The sequence below is a fragment of the Pseudomonadota bacterium genome, from assembly GCA_010028905.1.
GTDB lineage: Bacteria > Vulcanimicrobiota > Xenobia > RGZZ01 > RGZZ01 > RGZZ01.
The window spans coordinates 1-1,620 of record RGZZ01000757.1; the positions used below are offsets into that span (position 1 = coordinate 1).

Here is a 1,620-nt window from a genome sequence, read left to right on the forward strand (position 1 = left end):
ACTGGGTCGTGGCCACCCGTCAGTCACCATGTGCACGAGTCAGCATGCCAGTGCTCAGTCGTCGCGGCGCACGGCGGCGGCCCGCCGCGCAGACTCTCTGCCACTCCGCCACACGGATCAACAAGGGTGGCGGGCTCTGAGGCCTCAGCCCACCGGCCCGAACATGCACCGACGCGCCCGCGCACGGCCCGTCAGAGGTCGAGTCGTGCCGGGTTGCTTACCGTTATTGCACCGAGTGTTCGGTCCATCTCACAAAAACGGGCCCACGTAGTTAATCAACACAAAATGGTACAGGGCGCGAGGGCCAACCTGCGGCGCGCCACGCAAGCGAAGGAGCGAGCCGAGCCCCGAGCACAACCACAAGAAAGCGAGCACAAGAAAGCGCCTCCCGACTGAGAGGGGAGTGCGGCCTCTCTCCGCGCTCTCTCGGCGCGCGCCCGCGCGCTCCCTCTCTCTCTCTCTCTTGTATGTATGTGTGCTTGTGCCTCACGCGCAAGCCCCTCTCTTGTCTAGCGGCGGATTGGCGGCGAGTTCGTGGGTGGCCCGCGGCTCAGCGCATCTATTCTCAGCGCATCTTCTCGCCCTTGAAGAGCTCGCGCAGCGACATGAGGCTCATGTCCTCAAAGGAGGAGACGCGCTGGTCAGCGATGCGTAGATCGGCGCCATTGCGCCGCGCGCCGCCCATGACGGCGACCACCTTGGCAGTGGCATCGTGGCCAGCGAGGATGTCGTCGACGTCATCGCTGAAGACGACGCATCGCTCAGGAGGACGCTCGAGCTGCGAACGACGGGGGAGAACGGAGGCGGTCAGTCGTGTGATCAGGGGCCGCCCAGGTCTCAATCTGGCACAATCTGGCATCAATCTGGCATCGCTCGGGCGGGCGACACCTTAATGCATCCGACGAGGTAGGCCTGCTCCGTAGTCTCGCATCCGTCCTCTGCTGTCACCGAGATCGGGCAGAGATCTCGCAGGCCTGCACGCTCGAGGACGCTGGCGAGCGCCCCCCGGTCCATCGTGGCGCCCGCGCACACGCAGCACGGCACCTGATACTCGTTGAGCAGCGTCAGCCACTCCTTGGCACCGTCCGCAACTGCAAAGTCAAAGTCGCGAAGCACCGTGTTCTTCGCGTGGTAGTGCTGCAGAGAGAGTAAGGCGAGCGCCCAAATGCGTGAGAGAGGGAGAGAGGAGCGAGGGGGGGCGAGAGAGAGGCGCGAGAGAGGTGAGCGCGGGACACAGAGGAACGCCCGAGGCGCCTCGAGGCAGGTTTCAGTTGTGTCTCTTGAGCGAGCGCACCTCAAATGCAAGCTTTTGCGTCTCGCCCCAGTCGTCGGTCCAGCGGAAGGTTTGCTGGATGGCACGCTCGGGGCGCATCCCGATGGCGCGCAGGATCTCGTCGTCGTCGGGCTCGCGCATCCCCTGCTCCGCGGCCACGAGCGCCCACGGGCGCCGGTGCATCTCGATCGCGTTTGAGAGCATCACGTCGAGTTTGAAGATCACGCCGTACTGCTGCAGTGGAAAGTTGTTGAAGCGCAGCCGCGACATGTAGTCCGGCTGGAGGAGTTCGTTGAGATCGGAGGCGCGCAGCTGCTGGGGGTCGGCCTGGAGAGCCGCGTAATAGC

General features: G+C 64.8%; 3 protein-coding genes. All 3 read right to left on the reverse strand.

From position 1 onward, the window contains the following. Nucleotides 1–565: 565 nt before the first annotated feature. Nucleotides 566–859: a hypothetical protein gene (locus EB084_25020; protein NDD31526.1), complete on the reverse strand. Its 294-nt coding sequence runs from the start codon at nt 857–859 to the stop codon at nt 566–568. Then, on the reverse strand, nt 859–1,116 hold the full coding sequence (locus EB084_25025; GenBank protein ID NDD31527.1) for a hypothetical protein: 258 nt from the start codon (nt 1,114–1,116) through the stop codon (nt 859–861). Before EB084_25025 ends, EB084_25020 begins: the two co-directional genes overlap by 1 nt. Nucleotides 1,117–1,267: 151 nt before the next feature. Continuing rightward, nucleotides 1,268–1,620, reverse strand: a 353-nt coding sequence (locus tag EB084_25030; protein ID NDD31528.1) for a hypothetical protein, incomplete at its 5' end; no start/stop codon positions are given.

Bases quoted from the DNA above. Each gene is read 5' to 3' on its own strand.
- EB084_25020 (NDD31526.1), bottom strand. From the start codon at position 859: ATGCCAGATTGTGCCAGATTGAGACCTGGGCGGCCCCTGATCACACGA.